The organism is Erythrobacter sp. S267, from assembly GCF_057365045.1.
In genome coordinates this window covers 3079515-3095759 of the sequence record NZ_CP200298.1, presented here as the reverse complement: position 1 = coordinate 3095759, position 16245 = coordinate 3079515, and the positions used below count along the sequence as shown (strand labels likewise).

Sequence of the window (16245 nt, the reverse complement as noted above, 5' to 3'; positions counted from 1 at the left end):
AACGCTGCCACAAAGGCAGCTGGATCCCCGCCGTCGCGGGGATGACGAGGTGCTAACTCTCGCGAAGAAGAAAATCCTCCACGCTAGTGTGCCGCTCTCCTCCGTCGCCCATGATACGCATAGGGGACTGTCCATCAGTGACCGTGAAAGACACCAACGAATGCGACGGCAATTTCTTCGCCTTGTCGAAGCGCTTTCTTGGAGAACCGCTAGCGAAAAGTTCAGAAGAAAACCCGGCCTTTCTCAAGCGAGAAACGGTGCTGACGGCTTCAAGAAGCCTATCATCATCCTCAAGAACGACGATGGCATCAGCCTTTGGATCTTCCCTCTCCCCAACCAACATCGCCAACCGCTCAATCCCGGCGGCCCAGCCGACCGCGGGCGTGGGCGCTCCGCCCAAGCTTTCCATCAGCCCGTCATAGCGGCCTCCGCCCAGCACGGTGCTCTGCGCGCCCAGCGTGTCGGCGGCCGCGGAGCCTTCGTCGGGAATAAACTCGAAAGCGGTGTGGCGGTAATAGTCGAGGCCGCGCACGAGGCTTTCGGCGCGCTTCCATACGACCCCCGCAGCATCCAGCCCACTGGTGACGCTCTCAAAGAAGGCCAGCGCCTCTTCGGACAGGAACGCATCAATCTTGGGTGCATCGGCTACGAAAGCCCGGTCGCGAGTGTCTTTGCTGTCGAGGATGCGCAGCGGGTTCTTCTCGAGCCGTTCCTGCGAGTCTTCGGAAAGTTCCCCCTTCACCGCGCCAAAATATTCGATCAGCCCAGCCCGCCAGGCACCGCGACTTTCCGCATCGCCCAGAGTGTTGAGGTGCAAGGTCACGCCCTCAATGCCCAGCTCCTTCAGCAGCTGATCCGCCATTGCGAGCAGTTCGACATCGGCCTGCGGCTCAGCGGCACCAATTATCTCAGCATCGATCTGGTGGAACTGGCGATAGCGGCCCTTCTGCGGGCGTTCATAGCGGAACAGTGGTCCGTGCGTCGCAACTTTCAACGGTGCATGTTGCTGCCAGCCATTGATCAGGAAAGCACGCGCGATTCCCGCAGTGAACTCGGGCCGCAAAGTGAGCGAATCGCCGCCGCGATCCTCGAACGAATACATCTCTTTCGAGACCACATCGGTGGTTTCTCCGATCGCGCGGCTGAACACCTCGGTCTTTTCAAACACCGGCATTTCCACCCGGCGAAAACGGTAGAGCTTTCGCACGCGCTCAAAGGCTTCAACGACATGCGCGAATGCTTCAGCATCGGGGCCAAAAATGTCTTGCGTGCCACGAATGGCCTTTGGTGTGTTCTTACCCATCAGGCGCAGTTAGGCGAAGGTCGAACTTGCCGCAATATCAAGAGCAGGCTATCGGCGCGATTGCTAATCCAGCCTAGCAGCTGGGGCGGTCCAGCCCGACTCCCCCTCCCAGCCACCCGATGAACCGTCAGACACCCTCAATCGGGTGGCTGGAAGGGGGAGACGGGCCGGCACAGAAATGAGATTGAAATGCGCATCGACAAGATCCCAACCGGCGATAATCCACCCGACAGCCTCAACGTCATCATCGAGGTCCCCACCGGGGGCGAGCCCGTGAAGTATGAGTTCGACAAGGATAGCGGCGCGCTTTTTGTGGATCGGATTCTCCACACGCCTATGCGCTATCCCGCCAACTACGGCTTTGTCCCGCACACTTTGTCGCCTGACGGAGACCCACTCGATGCGCTGGTGATTGCGCGATCGCCCTTTATCCCAGGCTGTGTGGTGAAGTCGCGTCCGATCGGCGTACTCAACCTTGAAGACGAGCATGGCGGTGATGAGAAGCTCATATGCGTGCCGGTTGACACGACCTTCCCGTATTATTCTGATGTGGGTGAGACCAAGGACCTGCCCTCAATCATCATGCAGCAGATTGAGCACTTCTTCACCCACTATAAGGATCTCGAAGCCGAGAAGTGGGTGCGCATTGGTAAGTGGGGCGACCGCGCCGATGCACGCCAGATCGTGCTCGAGGCTATCGAAAGAGCGCAAGCCTAGAAACCGCGCGGCGTTAAAAAATAATCTTGAAGAAGCCTGTGAGGGCGATTGGGAGCAAGATGGCGAGTGCCCAAAGACCCATTATGTCGCGGCGGAAAGCAGCGGCGTAACCTGCGTCATGGGCATCTTCGTCGCTCATCAGCGTCCAGCGCTTTTCGTACCAGCGACAGGCCGGGATGATCGCTGCGACAAGCACAACCAGAGCGAAGTAGGGGAAAATCGACGTCATGCCGTCGCTCAAAGCTTTGACTGTCATGAAGATTTGCAGGCCGGTGTAGACGAGCAAAGCATAGGCAACGTGATCGCTCATCGCCTTGCGCCAATCGCGCGCTTGCGTATCGACGCCGCTTTCACTCGTTTGCTGTTGCGATAGCTCGTTCATAGGTCCGCTCCCCAACGGTTTGCCAACTTGTCGACCGCCGATGAGTATTCCAAAAAGGGCCGCGTGTTGCAAGCTCAGTAACCAAAGCGTGAATTCACTTGCGCCATTTGCAAGAGAGGCAGTGCAAGCCTCTCGGATTCGATCATTTTTTCTGCGTGCTGGTATGTAGCGCAGGTTCAGCTTCCACCTGATAAGCAAAAATCTTGCCAAAATGGGCCATCCAGCCCTTCCCTGCCTGCGCGACAATGCTAAGTGATATGCAAGATGAGCGAAACACACACTCTAGAAGAGGCCACGGGCCTGACTGAAACGGATACGGGCCCAGCCCCTGCTGACGCGACCGCTCCGTTGCCAGATGGTGGGCTCGAAGTCATCTCAATCGCCAAAAGCTATGACAAGCGCGCGGTCCTCACAGACATTTCGCTAACCGTTGGTAAGGGCGAAGTGCTCGGCCTGCTTGGTCCCAACGGCGCGGGTAAGACGACCTGCTTCTATTCGATCATGGGGCTGGTGAAGCCTGACTCAGGCCGCATCCTGATGGACGGAGAGGATGTCACCAACCTGCCCATGTACAGGCGAGCGATCCTTGGCCTTGGTTATCTTCCCCAGGAAACCAGCATCTTCCGTGGCATGACGGTTGAGCAGAACATCAATTGCGTGCTCGAAATGGTCGAGCCGGACGCGTCCACTCGCAAGGATGAGCTGGAACGTTTGCTCGGTGAATTCGGCCTCACTCGCCTGCGTGAAAGCCCCGCCATGGCGCTGTCCGGCGGTGAGCGTCGCCGTTGTGAGATTGCGCGCGCGCTTGCGGCCAAACCTTCGATCATGCTGCTGGACGAACCCTTTGCCGGCATCGACCCACTCTCAATCAGCGATATTCGCGATCTTGTGAAGGACCTGAAGGGGCGCGGGATCGGCGTGCTGATCACCGACCACAATGTTCGCGAGACGCTCGATATCGTCGACCGCGCTTGCATCATATATGGCGGGCAGGTTCTGTTTGCCGGTACGCCGCAGGATTTGGTCGAAGACGAAAACGTCAAACGGCTTTACCTTGGCGAGAGCTTTACGCTCTAAGCCCGCCCCATGGCCCTTGGTCCCCGCCTAGACCTTCGCCAATCGCAGCAGCTGGTGATGACGCCGCAGCTGCAACAAGCGATCAAGCTGCTGGCCGCCTCCAATCTTGAGATTGAGACTTTTATATCGGATGCGCTTGAGACCAACCCTCTGCTCGAAGCAGGAGCGGTCTCGCGAGAAGATACCGGGCCCGCAAGCGAACCCGATGACATTCCGCGAGAGGAGTTCACAGCTGATCAACTGATCGGACAAGCGCAAGGGGAGCATGAAGCACCGCTCGATCTGGACGCAGGCGCATTGGATCGTGACCGCGATACAGGTGACGGGGCGACGACGACGGCATCGACAGGCTCTCCGAATGACAGCGAGTGGGGCGCTTCTGGAGGTGTGAGCGGCTTCGATGATCTGCCAGACATAGAAGCCAGCCGTGCCGCAGAGCTCTCGCTCCATGAACATCTCGAAGCGCAAATCGGAGCGCTGGCCTGCAATGACAAAGAGGCCTTCATCGCGCAGCACATAGCGGGCCGGATCGATGATGCGGGCTACCTCACCACAGACTTGCGCGACCTTGCCTTCGATTTGGGAGTAAGCGTGGAGGATGTCGAAGACGCGCTTGAAGTGATCCAGATGTGCGATCCCACCGGTGTGGGTGCGCGCAACCTCGCAGAGTGCTTGCGCCTTCAAGCGCGCGAGGCGGATCGGCTTGATCCTTGTATGGCAGCGTTGATCGACAATCTCGAACTGGTGGCAAAAGGCGAAGTAGCGCGGCTCAAACGCTTGTGCGGGGTCGATGACGAAGACTTTGCCGACATGCTGAAAGAGCTGCGGCAGTTCGATCCCAAGCCCGGTCTCACTTTTGCGCCTTCCGATGCAAGCGCAGTCGTGCCCGATGTCTTGCTTACCGCGACGGATAGCGGGGGCTGGGACATCAAGCTCAACGAAGACACGCTCCCACGTCTGGTGGTCAATCGTAGCTATTATGTGGAGCTCAACGACAGCGCTGGAGGGCAAGCGGCTGATGCTGAAACGCAAGGCTGGCTCAAGGAAAAGCTAGCCGATGCGCATTGGTTGATCCGTGCACTCGACCAGCGGCAGAAGACCATTCTTAAGACTGCATCGGAGATCGTTAAGCAGCAAGACGGGTTTTTCCGGCGTGGAGTTTCCGAATTGCGCCCGCTCACATTACGCGAAGTGGCCGAACAGATCGATATGCATGAAAGCACGGTCAGTCGGGTGACGAGCAACAAATATCTTTGGTGCGAGCGCGGAACGTTTGAGCTCAAGTACTTCTTCTCGAGCGGAGTCGCCTCATCAGATGGCGAAGGCGCCTCTTCTGAAGCGATCAAGGCCCGCATTAAGGCTTTAACGGACGCCGAAGACGCAAAGAAGGTGCTGTCTGATCAGAAACTGGCTGACATGCTCAACGAAGAAGGGTTCGATTTGGCGCGACGTACAGTGGCCAAATATCGCGAAGCCATCGGGATCGGGTCGAGCGCGCAACGGCGCCGGGCTAAGAAGCTCGAAAATTTGTGATTTGTTAAACAAGCACAACAGCTTGCCACTACCGAAATAGCGCAGGCGCACCCTCTGCTGCTAAGCAATCTTGAGCCGCCGAACCCCAACGCCCCTCCGAAAACCACCTGTGACTCAAAAGACTCACATATTTTCCGACCAATCCATTTACGTGACGTTAACCTTTTCCGTTCAGACCTTGCGTGGTTAATACATGGCAACACCTCTTATCGAGGAGTTACCGAGCACATTATGTCCGCCACTAGGGGCAATTAGGGGACCGATAATGCGAGTTCTGTTGATCGAAGACGAGCCAACAACGGCAAAAGCTATCGAGCTGATGCTGACGACTGAAGGCTTTAATGTCTATTCTACCGACCTGGGCGAGGAAGGCCTCGATCTGGGTAAGCTGTATGATTATGACATCATCCTGCTCGATCTTAACCTGCCGGATATGCACGGTTATGATGTGCTCAAGAAGCTGCGCGTTGCCAAGGTGCAGACGCCGGTCCTGATCCTTTCGGGCATCGCCGAAATGGACAGCAAAATTCGCTCGTTCGGCTTTGGCGCGGACGATTATGTGACCAAGCCATTCCACCGTGAAGAGTTGGTCGCTCGTATTCACGCTGTTGTGCGTCGTTCGAAGGGCCACAGCCAGTCGATCATCCGCACCGGCAAGCTCGCTGTGAACCTCGATGCCAAAACCGTCGAAGTCGACAGCGCCCGCGTCCACCTGACCGGCAAGGAATATGCAATGCTGGAGCTGCTGAGCCTGCGTAAAGGCACGACGCTGACCAAAGAAATGTTCCTCAACCACCTTTATGGCGGCATGGACGAGCCCGAGCTGAAGATCATCGACGTCTTCATCTGCAAGCTGCGCAAGAAATTGAGCCATGCTTGCGGTGGTGAGAACTACATCGAAACCGTTTGGGGCCGCGGCTATGTGCTGCGCGATCCGCAAGACGAAGCCGAAGCCGCTTAAACTTCGACTACCCGAAAATGTAAAACGCTCGGTGGCTTCAAAGTCACTGGGCGTTTTTCTTTGTCCCCTACTCTTCGCTGGAAGCGCTAATCACAGCTGCGAAGTCGCTTCCTGATGGCTCTTGGAATAGCTTGAGATGAAACTCAGGCGCGATGGCGAGCAGGTGGTCGAAGATGTCCGCCTGGATGCCTTCATAGACTTCCCAGCCGGTCGTATCGGTGAAGCAGTAAATCTCAATCGGCAGGCCCTGCGGTCCCGGCGGGAGCTGACGCACCAGCAGCGTGAAGCCGTCATTGATGCGTGGATGCCAGTGCAGATAGGCCTGAATATAGGCACGGAATGTGCCGATATTGGTCAGCCTGCGCGCATTAACGGGCGCGTCCTCACCTTCGAGTTCCTTGGCGTTCCACTCTGCTATCTCCTCACGCTTGGCAGCAAGATAGGGCTTGAGCATCTTGAACTTTTTGAGATCGACCACTTCGTCATCGCCGAGGAAGCGGATCGTATTCTGGTCGAGGACAATGCTGCGCTTGATGCGGCGCCCACCACTCTCTGCCATCCCACGCCAGTTCTGATAGGCGTCAGAAACCAGACGGTGCGTTGGAATCGTAGTGATAGTCTTGTCGAAATTCTGCACCTTCACCGTGTGGAGGGAAATATCGACCACATCACCGTCAGCATCCATACTGGGCATTGTGATCCAGTCGCCTACGCGCAGCATGTCATTAGTGGTCAGTTGGACCGACGCGACGAGGCTTAGGATAGTGTCCTTAAAGACCAGCAACAAGACGGCGGTGACAGCGCCCAGACCAGACAAAAGGAGCAATGGAGATTCGTCGATCAGAACGGAGATCAAGATGATCGCAGCGCCGCACAGCACGACAATTTTTATCACTTGGACGAAGCCCTTGATCGGGCGGTTCTTCGACCGGGGTAGCCGCTCATACAGCTCATTGGCGTAGGTCAGCGCCTTAACAATCGCCATCGCCACCGACATGACGACCAACGCCTGAGCGGTGTTACCAATTACGGTAGCCACCGATTCGGGCAGGTGGGGTACGACAGCGATCCCGCGAGAAACGACCAACAATGGCGCAGCGGTCGCCAGCCAGGAAGCCGCTTTATCAATCGTCTTGGTTGATCGATCGAGAGAGGGAGCGGCGATCCGCAGGATAACGTGCTTGAGCACATAATTCACCCCCAGCGCCGCGACCGCTAGCATGGCCAAGGCCGTTATCGTCTGAAGCCAATCAGGCTGGGCGTAAAAAAACTCGGAAAGCTGATCCATCATCGCAGCGCGATATAGGAACACTGCCCCCTCCCTCAACCCGCTTATCCGGTTTGCACCCACTTGAGGGCTGGACAAGCCCCGCCCGGTCGGCTTAGCGCGCCTTCCCATGAGTGCATTCAAAGAAGGCGACCCCACCACTCTCAGCCGGCTTTATGGCCGCAGCGTCGGCAAACCCTTGCGCGCCAAGCAGCAGGATTTGGTCGACAATCTGCTGCCGCAAATTGCAGTGCCAGCAGAGGGGCCAGTGACAGCAGAGGCGCTGTTCGGCGAAGACTGCCCGCTGCATTTTGAGATCGGCTTTGGCGGCGGAGAGCATCTCGCCTATCGCGCAGATCTGCTGCCCAATCATGGTTTGATCGGTGCGGAGCCCTTCTTAAACGGGGTGGCGCAGGCGCTGTCCCATTTGGAAGAGCAAAAACTCTCCAATGTGCGCATCTATCATGGTGATGCAATCGAGGTGCTTCAGCGCATTCCTGATGATGCGCTGCTGATGGTGTATCTGCTCCACCCGGACCCCTGGCCCAAGAACAAGCATGCCAAGCGGCGGATGATGAATGACGGGCCGGTCCAGCTTATCGCGGACAAATTGAAACCGGGTGGTGAGTTCCGCTTTGGCACCGATCACCCGATTTATGTCCGCCACGCTCTGATGGTCATGCAGCGTTTTACCGATGAATTCGAATGGGTCGTTGAAGCCCCCAAAAGCTGGCAGAACCGCCCCTCAGGCTGGTGCGAAACCCGCTATGAGCAAAAGGCCCGGACAGTGTTCGGGCACGAGGTCTGGTACTTCCGGTTTCGTCGCAAGGACTGAGGGGCAAGGGTCGCAGTTTACATGGCTCAGCAAAGCAACTGGAAGCATAGAGCAGCTGAGCTAGCCACAAAGGCCATGTTCTGGATCGCGGCCATCGCGGTCTTCATTTCGGCGGTGTCGACCGAGGCTATCGACAATGGCTTCATTGCCTTCCTCGTTATCGGCGCGATGACTTTTGTGGCTACCTTCGTCCACGAGATCGGTCACGCAGTGGTCGCTCGTCGCCGCGGGGCGCGGATCAACATGATCGCGGTGCTTCCCTTTGCCTATGCGCCGCCGACACGGAAGTTTTTGATCATGCGGGAGAGGCGAGGCGGAGATATTGCAGGCTTCGTAAGCTACAATTTCCCCGATGATTGCGGGACGCGCCGAGACGAGATCGCAATCGCTGCGGCGGGGCCGGTATGGAATTTGGTGTGCGCCGGGCTGCTCATCCTGGCGCTGATCGTGACTGCACCCCCTACCCAGCCCATATCGCCAGTGACTTCCCTTGAGCCCGCAATTGTGGCCTATGAAGAAGGCGAGCCGCGCTCCATGGGATCGCCAGTTCCACTCCCCACGCAAGAGGTTCTGGAGCGAACTATAGAACGGGGAAAGGCCCGGCTTCGGGCGAAATGGTGGCGAGATTGGATCGAAAGCCTGATCCAAGTGCTGATCGCAGTCTCAATTGCCTCGGGCGTGCTCAACCTTCTGCCCTACAGAGACAGCGATGGGGCAATCATCCTTGAGCATTGGCGCTGGCTACGCGGGAAAGCTTAGCCAACCACACCAGCACTCGCCAAAACCGCCAGCGTCAGCACATCGGGCGCGATCGCTGTCATCGGAGCGATCTGCACCGGCTTCTCCATACCTAGAAGCATTGGGCCCACGGTCGTGTTCGCGCCCAATTCGCGCAGGAGTTTTGCCGAAAGGTTCGCGGATTGCAGACCTGGCATGATCAACACGTTTGCCGGACCCGAGAGACGGCTGAACGGATACAGCCCCATGACCTTTTCGTTGAGCGCGGCATCGGGCGCCATCTCGCCCTCATATTCGAAATCGCAGCCTTCCCGGTCAAGGATAGACACCGCATCGCGGATGTTGCTCAGCCACTGACCTGAAGGGTTGCCAAAGGTCGAATAGGACAGGAACGCGACGCGCGGTTCATGCCCCATTCGGCGGGCAACCGCTGCAGTTTCCTTGGCGATATAGGCAAGCTCCTCTGACGAGGGGCGCTCATTGATCGTGGTGTCTGCCAAGAAGGTGGTGTGGTTCTTTCCGATCATCATATGGATGCCGAAAGGAAGCGCGTCCTTCTTCTTGTCCAGAACCAAGTTCACCTCGCGCATGGTCTGGGCATAGGTCCGGGTCAGGCCTGAAATCAGTCCGTCGCCATGGCCCAGCGCAACCAGCAAGGCGGCAAAGACGTTACGCTCCTGATTGACCATCCGGCGCACATCGCGCTCTGTGTAGCCGCGCCGTTGGAGACGCTTGTAGAGGTAGTCGACCATCTGAGGGACGTGCTTTGAATCGGCAGAGTTTTGGATCTCAAAACTGCCGGGATCGCTGACCGAGAGCTGGTGCAGCTTGTCTTGCACTGCCTTGGTCCGACCCACGAGAATCGGCGTACCATAACCAAAGTCGCGGAACTGGATCGCAGCGCGCAGCACCACTTCCTCTTCCGCTTCGGCAAAGACCATCCGCTTGGGGTTGGACTTGGCCTCGTTATAGACCCCTGTAAGCACCGAAGTGGTCGGATTAAGGCGCGACTTGAGAGCGTGGCGGTACTCATCAAAGTCCGCAATCTCAGCCTGAGCCACGCCTGAATCCATAGCCGCTTTGGCTACGGCTGACGACACAACTTCAATCAGACGCGGATCAAATGGCGCGGGGATGATGTAGTCGGTTCCAAACTTCTGGTTCTTGCCATAGGCGCTCGCCACTTCCTCCGGCACACGGTCGCGGGCTAGCTCCGCGATCGCAGTGGCAGCGGCCACTTTCATCTCTTCGTTGATGGTCGTCGCCTGCACATCCAGAGCGCCGCGGAAGATGAAGGGAAAGCCCAGCACGTTGTTGACCTGGTTCGGAAAATCGCTGCGTCCGGTCGCGATGATCGCGTCGGGACGCACCTTCTTGGCTTCGTCCGGCATGATCTCGGGAACCGGGTTGGCCATAGCAAAGATGATCGGCTTGTCCGCCATCTTCTCAACCCATTCGGGCTTGAGCGCACCCGCGGCTGAAAGGCCAAGGAAGATGTCCGCGCCATTGAGCGCCTCTTCCAGATTGCTTGCATCGGTCTTGACCGCGTGGGCACTCTTCCACTGGTCGACTTTGTCGCGGCCCGGAGTAATCGGTCCGGAGCGGTCGCACATGATCACATTGTCATGTCGCACGCCCATCGCCTTGATCAGCGCCGTGCAAGCAATAGCCGCCGCACCCGCGCCGTTCACGACAACCTTCACATCCTCTATCTTGCGGTCCGTCAGGAAACACGCATTGAGCAGGCCAGCGGCAGTGATGATCGCGGTGCCATGTTGATCATCATGCATGACCGGAATGTTCATCCGCTCGCGCAGAGCCGCTTCGATTATGAAGCACTCAGGCGCCTTAATGTCCTCAAGATTGATCCCGCCAAAGCTGGGTTCCATCAGCGCAACCGCTTCGATGAAGGCTTCGGGGTCCTCAGTGGCGAGCTCGATATCGATCGAGTCGACGTCAGCGAAGCGTTTGAACAGGACCGCCTTGCCCTCCATCACCGGCTTTGAGGCCAACGCTCCCAAATTGCCAAGACCAAGGATCGCCGAACCGTTTGAGATCACCGCCACCAGGTTGGCTTTCGCGGTGTAGCGCGCTGCCAGCGAAGGGTCTGCTGCGATAGCTTCGACCGGCACAGCAACACCAGGAGAATAGGCTAGGCTCAGATCACGCTGGGACGTCATCGGCTTGGTCGCGACGATCTCCAACTTACCGGGACGGATCGTCTCGTGATAGAACAGCGCTTCGCGGCTGGTGAAGCCGCCCTTGGTATCCTCTGCCATGCCTGAACCCCTTTAGAACCCACCTGATTTAGTCATGCGAGCGGCTTAGCCCGGCTGCGCTGCAGATGATAGAGGCGAGTGGGTCGAATTGGACCAGTCATCAGCCTGCGCTGGATAAGTCCGGCGCTCGACTCCCGAATCGCCCTCGCTCTCGCTAGGTCCGTTTCATGGCAGGCAATGCTTCGGGCAAACCCACTCCGATGATGGAGCAATATCTTGCGCTTAAGCGCGAGGCTGATGGCTGCTTGCTGTTCTACCGCATGGGCGATTTCTTTGAGCTGTTCTTCGACGATGCTAAAATCGCGGCGAACATTCTCGACATCGCGCTGACCTCTCGCGGAGAGCATGATGGTCAACCGGTGGCCATGTGCGGAGTGCCGGTCCATTCAGCAGAGGGCTATCTCGCACGGCTAATCAAAGCCGGTCAGCGCGTAGCGATTGCTGAACAAATCGAAACCCCTGAGGAAGCAAAGGCCCGCGCCAAACGTGAAGGAAAGCCGGTCTCGAAAGTCCTAGTCGCGCGTGACATTGTACGCTTTGTCACAGCGGGGACTTTGACCGAGGAAGCCCTCCTCAATCCGCGTCAATCGAACCTGCTAGTCGCTCTGGTAGAAGTCCGCGGAACCATCGGCATCGCAGCGTGCGATATCTCTACCGGCACCATGGAACTCAGCGAATGTGTGCCCGGCATGCTCCGCGCCGAACTCGCGCGTTTGGGCGCGACCGAGGTGGTGGTTCCAGAAGGCTTTGCCCACGCGCCAGACGAAGCCAGCGAGCATGCTGCCAGTGCCTTTGCCAGCGACCACGGTGCAGAGCGGCTCAAGAGCATCCACGGCGTCTCAACACTGGACGGGTTCGGGGAATTCTCCCGCCCAATGCTCGCGGCGGCGGGCGGTCTGATCGCTTATCTCGACCATGTCGGGCGCGGGTCATTGCCGCTGCTCTTGCCGCCTACTCAGCGTGCGAGCGCAAAAGGCATGGTCATGGATGAGGCGACGCGGGCGAGCCTGGAGATTCTCGAGAGCCAGTCGGGCCAGCGTTCGGGAAGTCTCATCGCTGCAGTTGATCGCTGTTCCACTGGGGCAGGCTCAAGACTCCTCGCTGAGGATCTCTCCGCACCGCTACTCGACGCCGTTGATATTGAGGCGCGGCTGGCTCTCGTACGATTCTGGCGGGATCGACCGATTGAGCGAGCCAATCTGCGAGACGCTTTGCGCGCGTTACCAGATATTGGCCGAGCTCTTGGCAGAGTGGTCGCAGGACGCGGATCGCCACGCGATCTTGGGCAAATCCGCGATGGCCTGAATGAGGCATGGCGGATTTATGACTGGCTCGTGCGCGAAACGGATCGACCGCCTTTGCTGGACCAGTTGCTTCCAAACCTAACCGGGCATGGTGAGCTTACCGGTCTCCTCTCACGTGCCTTGGTCGCCTCGCCCCCCACTGAGCGCGCCAATGGTGGTTTTATCGCTGAAGGCTACGACGCCTCTCTTGACGAACTGCGCGAAGTGTCTGGCAATGCCCGTAGAGCGATTGCGACGATGGAAGCCCGCTACCGGGATGAGACCGGCATCGCCACGCTCAAGATCAAGCATAACGGCGTGCTCGGCTACTTTATCGAAGTGCCAAGTCGTCATGGTGATGCGTTAATGGCACCGGACAGCGGCTTTACTCATCGCCAGACGATGAAAGGCGCGGTGCGCTTCAACTCGCTGCACCTTCACGAAGAAGCTTCGCGCATTTCCGAGGCCGGTGGAAGGGCGCTCGCAGCTGAAGAGGCACACTTCGAAGAACTGGTTGAAGCGGTCCACTCTGTGAGGGAAGCAATTGCGACCACTGCTGGCGCGCTTGCTCGCATCGATGTGTCTGCAGGCAATGCTGAACGCGCAAGCGAAGGCGATTGGGCCTGCCCGGAAGTCTCCGAAGAAGTGGGGCTGACCATTACAGATGGACGCCACCCGGTTGTGGAGGCCGCCCTTACCAAGGCCGGAGACCGCTTTGTTGCCAATGATTGCGCGCTCTCCCCGCGCGATCGACTTTGGCTCATAGGCGGCCCAAATATGGGCGGTAAGTCGACCTTTCTGCGACAAAATGCCTTGATCGTGCTGATGGCGCAGGCTGGCTGTTTTGTGCCGGCTAAGGCGGCGCAGATCGGATTGGTCGACCGCTTGTTCAGCCGCGTTGGCGCCTCTGACAATCTGGCACGCGGACGCTCCACCTTCATGGTCGAGATGGTCGAGACCGCCGCGATCTTAAGCCAGGCAACAGAGCGCAGTTTTGTCATTCTTGATGAAGTGGGCCGCGGGACATCGACCTATGATGGGCTCGCACTAGCTTGGGCCGTCGTTGAGGCTGTCCATTCGCGGATCTCCTGCCGCTGCCTGTTTGCAACCCACTATCACGAGCTCGCTAGGCTAGCAGAGACCTGTGAAGCCCTCTCGCTTCATCATGTCCGTGCGCGCGAATGGAAGGGTGACCTCGTGCTGTTGCATGAGCTGGCCGAGGGCCCGGCAGATCGTTCCTATGGTCTCGCCGTAGCCAAACTTGCCGGTGTACCAGGGCCTGTTGTGAAGCGAGCGCGCCAAGTGCTCGAAAAGCTGGAAGCAGCGCGCGATGAAACCGGCGGATTGGCGGCAGGGCTGGGCGAATTGCCGCTGTTTGCAGCTGCGGCACCTAAGGAAGAATCCGAAGCGTCGCCCGAGGAGGTCCTGGCGCAGCGCCTAAAAGACGCCGATCTTGATGCACTCAGCCCACGTGAAGCGCTTGAAATGCTTTATGAATTAAAGCGAACTCTCGATTAGTGAGTGCTCTCTCTACCAAACTTTAACTCTCTTTGAGGTATCACGCGAGCCATGGCAAACGGTCTTGCAGATACAAAAGTCGCGCTCGGTTTCGCAGGTGTCGTGATCGCAATCGCGGTCGTGGGCGCGTTGAGCATGGATTACATCGTGCCCGCCATTCAGGGCAATTCTGCTGAAGAGCAGGTCGTCGAGACCGCGCCTGAAACAGCACCATCCCCAGCACCGCAGGCTGCACCCGTGGCAACGACTTGGGCTGATGACGCAAGCGTTGCTGATGATTGGGGAGCAGCTGCAGCCTCAACACCGAACAATGCACGCGGTTTTACCGGCGACAGTGAGGGTGGCGAAGGACAGATTGAGGGCAACTTTGCCGACTTCTCGCCGCAATCGAGCGGTAACAGCAGCGCACCTTCCACGGTCGGTTCGCGTCCATCACGCAGTAGTGCCGGAGGGAGCGGCTCTCAACGCGTCACTAGTGGAGCTGCGCCAGAGGCGCCGCCTCTGCAACCACCTGGCGGTCGTACTGTCGGACGATAGTCTGCAGTTGCGGCAGCCAGCCGAACATCTCTAGCGCGTAGGGACCGGCGCCTCGCCCGTATAATCGTAGAAGCCCCGGCCCGTCTTACGACCCAGCCAACCCGCCTCGACATATTTCACCAGCAGTGGTGCAGGCCGATATTTGCTGTCACGGGTGGTCTTGTAGAGCACCTTGATAATGTCGAGGCAGGTGTCCAGCCCGACAAAATCAGCAAGTTGCAGCGGTCCCATCGGGTGATTGAGGCCAAGGCGGCAACCCTTGTCGATATCCTCGATACCTGCCGTCGATTGGCCGAGCACAAAGACGGCCTCATTGATCATCGGCAAAAGGATGCGGTTGACCACGAAGCCCGGTTCGTCCTGGCTCAGCACGACTTGCTTGCCCAACCCTTCTGCAAAAGCGGTCACGCGGTCGGTGGTGACGGCAGCAGTAGCGAGGCCGGGAATAACTTCAATAAGACCCATGACGGGAACCGGATTGAAGAAATGCAGGCCGATAAAGCGCTCTGGGTCTGGCGAGTGGTTCGCCATGCGGGTGATCGGAATAGAACTGGTGTTTGACGCCATGATCGCTGTCGGAGCGAGCACTTTACCGGCGCTTTCGAAGATCGCGTTCTTGATCTCCTCACGCTCGGTCGCGGCTTCAATTATCAGGTCTGCGGCCTCCATCGGCGCATAGTCAGCAACGGGCGTGATCTTGGCGAGCAACGCGTCGGCGGCATCGGCTTCGATTTTTCCACGCCCGACCAGCTTTGCAACGGATGCATCGATCTTGGCCTTGCCCGCTTCAGCTGCGGCTAGGTCAATATCCGAGAGCATGACCTCCATACCGTGAGCAGCGACCGTTTGAGCAATCCCTGTGCCCATTTGGCCCGCTCCAATGACGGCTACTTTCCGCATGGCAAATTCCCTCTTCGCAAGTGCAGCAAAGCGCGGTCCCTAGCGGGGATGTGATGGGCTGACCAGAGATTTGCTGGCGATTGGCTAGCGGTTGGCTCCGGGAACCCACTTCACATCTGCTTTGCCCCCACCGTTGAGCACGCGGGCGAGCACAAACAACAGGTCGGACAAGCGGTTGATATAGGCAAGCGCTGAAGGGTTTACGGGTGTCGCATCGCCTAGGGCCGCCATCTTCCTCTCAGCTGTACGAGTGGTCGCACGCGCGACATGCACGCGGGCTGATCCTTCACAGCCTCCGGGAAGGACAAAGCTGGTAAGCGGCTCCAGCGTTTCATTGAGAGCGTCAATCCGCTCCTCAACCCACTTCGCTTGGCCCGGCACCATGCGCAGTACCATTTCGGAAGGGGTCCAATCGCCATCATCGCACGGCGTAGCGAGATCAGCGCCAAGATCAAAAAGGTCGTTCTGGACGCGCGTCAGAATCGCAGAATAGCTCGCATCTTCAATCGCACAGATCGCAAGCCCAATCGCGCTGTTTGCTTCATCAACCGCACCGATGGCGGCAATTCGAGCCGAGTGCTTTGGCGAACGAGAGCCGTCGACGAGCCCGGTGGTCCCGTCATCGCCTGTACGGGTGTAAATCTTGTTGAGTTTGACCATTAGCTTCCGCTGGCAAGCAACGCGAATACCGCGACCACAGCAATAGCAAGCGCTTGATACTTGATCCGGGAGAACATCGCCTTGTTCTGCATCATTTGCATTTCGGTGACGGTCTCACCTTCACCGCTTTCAAGGTCAATCTTGGTTGTCTTCAGAAATGCGATGACGCCTCGCACAAGCGAAACGACAACAAGAATGCACAAGACGACAAGGACAGCTGCGAGGAAATAGGTCATGTGAGGTTCAATGGGCCAC

Annotated in this window: 15 protein-coding genes; 8 read left to right on the top strand and 7 right to left on the bottom strand. The window is 58.1% G+C overall.

The annotated features are described in order from the left end of the window. Positions 1-52 precede the first annotated feature (52 nt). Positions 53-1303 (bottom strand): histidine--tRNA ligase, encoded by a 1251-nt coding sequence (gene hisS, locus AC0V6X_RS14675; protein ID WP_486185283.1) that lies wholly within the window; start codon positions 1301-1303, stop codon positions 53-55. Positions 1304-1492: 189 nt separating this feature from the next. On the opposite strand from hisS, the gene ppa reads away from it, so the two are divergent. After that, a complete protein-coding gene (gene ppa, locus AC0V6X_RS14670; RefSeq protein WP_486185282.1) occupies positions 1493-2020 on the top strand; it encodes an inorganic diphosphatase in 528 nt (175 codons plus the stop codon). A 13-nt stretch (positions 2021-2033) separates the two neighbouring features. On the opposite strand, the gene AC0V6X_RS14665 is transcribed toward ppa, so the two are convergent. Then, the gene (locus AC0V6X_RS14665) at positions 2034-2402 is read right to left on the bottom strand and encodes a hypothetical protein (protein ID WP_486185281.1); all 369 of its coding nucleotides are present in this window, start codon (positions 2400-2402) and stop codon (positions 2034-2036) included. 264 nt (positions 2403-2666) lie between these two features. On the opposite strand from AC0V6X_RS14665, the gene lptB reads away from it, so the two are divergent. From lptB to ctrA, 3 genes are all read left to right on the top strand, one after another. Further along, positions 2667-3479 carry an LPS export ABC transporter ATP-binding protein gene (gene lptB, locus AC0V6X_RS14660; RefSeq protein ID WP_486185280.1) on the top strand — a complete coding sequence of 271 codons (813 nt, stop codon included), beginning with the start codon at positions 2667-2669 and terminating at the stop codon, positions 3477-3479. A gap of 9 nt (positions 3480-3488) precedes the next feature. Next, positions 3489-5012: an RNA polymerase factor sigma-54 gene (rpoN, locus tag AC0V6X_RS14655; RefSeq protein WP_486185279.1), complete on the top strand. Its 1524-nt coding sequence runs from the start codon at positions 3489-3491 to the stop codon at positions 5010-5012. Between the two features lie 265 nt (positions 5013-5277). After that, positions 5278-5973 carry a response regulator transcription factor CtrA gene (ctrA, locus tag AC0V6X_RS14650; RefSeq protein ID WP_067600795.1) on the top strand — a complete coding sequence of 232 codons (696 nt, stop codon included), beginning with the start codon at positions 5278-5280 and terminating at the stop codon, positions 5971-5973. A gap of 67 nt (positions 5974-6040) precedes the next feature. Here ctrA and AC0V6X_RS14645 read toward each other — a convergent pair whose 3' ends face one another. Continuing rightward, positions 6041-7261, bottom strand: coding sequence for a mechanosensitive ion channel family protein (locus AC0V6X_RS14645; RefSeq protein ID WP_486185596.1), 1221 nt, complete (start codon positions 7259-7261; stop codon positions 6041-6043). A 109-nt stretch (positions 7262-7370) separates the two neighbouring features. Between AC0V6X_RS14645 and trmB the strand changes: the two genes are divergently transcribed. Together trmB and AC0V6X_RS14635 are read left to right on the top strand one after the other, a co-directional pair. Beyond that, positions 7371-8075 (top strand): tRNA (guanine(46)-N(7))-methyltransferase TrmB, encoded by a 705-nt coding sequence (trmB, locus tag AC0V6X_RS14640; RefSeq protein WP_486185278.1) that lies wholly within the window; start codon positions 7371-7373, stop codon positions 8073-8075. Between the two features lie 21 nt (positions 8076-8096). Beyond that, positions 8097-8834 (top strand): site-2 protease family protein, encoded by a 738-nt coding sequence (locus AC0V6X_RS14635; protein ID WP_486185277.1) that lies wholly within the window; start codon positions 8097-8099, stop codon positions 8832-8834. Here AC0V6X_RS14635 and AC0V6X_RS14630 read toward each other — a convergent pair. Next, entirely contained in the window at positions 8831-11092 is a 2262-nt protein-coding gene (locus AC0V6X_RS14630; protein WP_486185276.1) for an NADP-dependent malic enzyme, read from the bottom strand. The genes AC0V6X_RS14635 and AC0V6X_RS14630 overlap by 4 nt on opposite strands. Positions 11093-11259: 167 nt before the next feature. Between AC0V6X_RS14630 and mutS the strand changes: the two genes are divergently transcribed. Beyond that, complete coding sequence (gene mutS / locus AC0V6X_RS14625; protein ID WP_486185275.1) at positions 11260-13893, top strand: DNA mismatch repair protein MutS; 2634 nt, start codon at positions 11260-11262, stop codon at positions 13891-13893. Positions 13894-13944: 51 nt separating this feature from the next. Further along, complete coding sequence (locus AC0V6X_RS14620; protein WP_486185274.1) at positions 13945-14430, top strand: hypothetical protein; 486 nt, start codon at positions 13945-13947, stop codon at positions 14428-14430. A 30-nt stretch (positions 14431-14460) separates the two neighbouring features. Here AC0V6X_RS14620 and AC0V6X_RS14615 read toward each other — a convergent pair whose 3' ends face one another. The 3 genes from AC0V6X_RS14615 to AC0V6X_RS14605 form a co-directional block, all read right to left on the bottom strand. Then, positions 14461-15330, bottom strand: coding sequence for a 3-hydroxyacyl-CoA dehydrogenase NAD-binding domain-containing protein (locus tag AC0V6X_RS14615; RefSeq protein ID WP_486185273.1), 870 nt, complete (start codon positions 15328-15330; stop codon positions 14461-14463). Positions 15331-15414: 84 nt separating this feature from the next. Continuing rightward, positions 15415-15990, bottom strand: coding sequence for a cob(I)yrinic acid a,c-diamide adenosyltransferase (locus AC0V6X_RS14610; RefSeq protein ID WP_486185272.1), 576 nt, complete (start codon positions 15988-15990; stop codon positions 15415-15417). Beyond that, positions 15990-16226, bottom strand: coding sequence for a hypothetical protein (locus AC0V6X_RS14605; RefSeq protein ID WP_486185271.1), 237 nt, complete (start codon positions 16224-16226; stop codon positions 15990-15992). Before AC0V6X_RS14605 ends, AC0V6X_RS14610 begins: the two co-directional genes overlap by 1 nt. Between the last annotated feature and the right edge of the window lie 19 nt (positions 16227-16245).

Excerpts from the sequence above, each read along its gene's own strand:
- hisS (WP_486185283.1), bottom strand. The coding sequence starts at position 1,303 with ATGGGTAAGAACACACCAAAGGCCATTCGTGGCACGCAAGACATTTTT.
- ppa (WP_486185282.1), top strand. The coding sequence starts at position 1,493 with ATGCGCATCGACAAGATCCCAACCGGCGATAATCCACCCGACAGCCTC.
- AC0V6X_RS14665 (WP_486185281.1), bottom strand. The coding sequence starts at position 2,402 with ATGAACGAGCTATCGCAACAGCAAACGAGTGAAAGCGGCGTCGATACG.
- lptB (WP_486185280.1), top strand. The coding sequence starts at position 2,667 with ATGAGCGAAACACACACTCTAGAAGAGGCCACGGGCCTGACTGAAACG.
- rpoN (WP_486185279.1), top strand. The coding sequence starts at position 3,489 with ATGGCCCTTGGTCCCCGCCTAGACCTTCGCCAATCGCAGCAGCTGGTG.
- ctrA (WP_067600795.1), top strand. The coding sequence starts at position 5,278 with ATGCGAGTTCTGTTGATCGAAGACGAGCCAACAACGGCAAAAGCTATC.
- AC0V6X_RS14645 (WP_486185596.1), bottom strand. The coding sequence starts at position 7,261 with ATGGATCAGCTTTCCGAGTTTTTTTACGCCCAGCCTGATTGGCTTCAG.
- trmB (WP_486185278.1), top strand. The coding sequence starts at position 7,371 with ATGAGTGCATTCAAAGAAGGCGACCCCACCACTCTCAGCCGGCTTTAT.
- AC0V6X_RS14635 (WP_486185277.1), top strand. The coding sequence starts at position 8,097 with ATGGCTCAGCAAAGCAACTGGAAGCATAGAGCAGCTGAGCTAGCCACA.
- AC0V6X_RS14630 (WP_486185276.1), bottom strand. The coding sequence starts at position 11,092 with ATGGCAGAGGATACCAAGGGCGGCTTCACCAGCCGCGAAGCGCTGTTC.
- mutS (WP_486185275.1), top strand. The coding sequence starts at position 11,260 with ATGGCAGGCAATGCTTCGGGCAAACCCACTCCGATGATGGAGCAATAT.
- AC0V6X_RS14620 (WP_486185274.1), top strand. The coding sequence starts at position 13,945 with ATGGCAAACGGTCTTGCAGATACAAAAGTCGCGCTCGGTTTCGCAGGT.
- AC0V6X_RS14615 (WP_486185273.1), bottom strand. The coding sequence starts at position 15,330 with ATGCGGAAAGTAGCCGTCATTGGAGCGGGCCAAATGGGCACAGGGATT.
- AC0V6X_RS14610 (WP_486185272.1), bottom strand. The coding sequence starts at position 15,990 with ATGGTCAAACTCAACAAGATTTACACCCGTACAGGCGATGACGGGACC.
- AC0V6X_RS14605 (WP_486185271.1), bottom strand. The coding sequence starts at position 16,226 with ATGACCTATTTCCTCGCAGCTGTCCTTGTCGTCTTGTGCATTCTTGTT.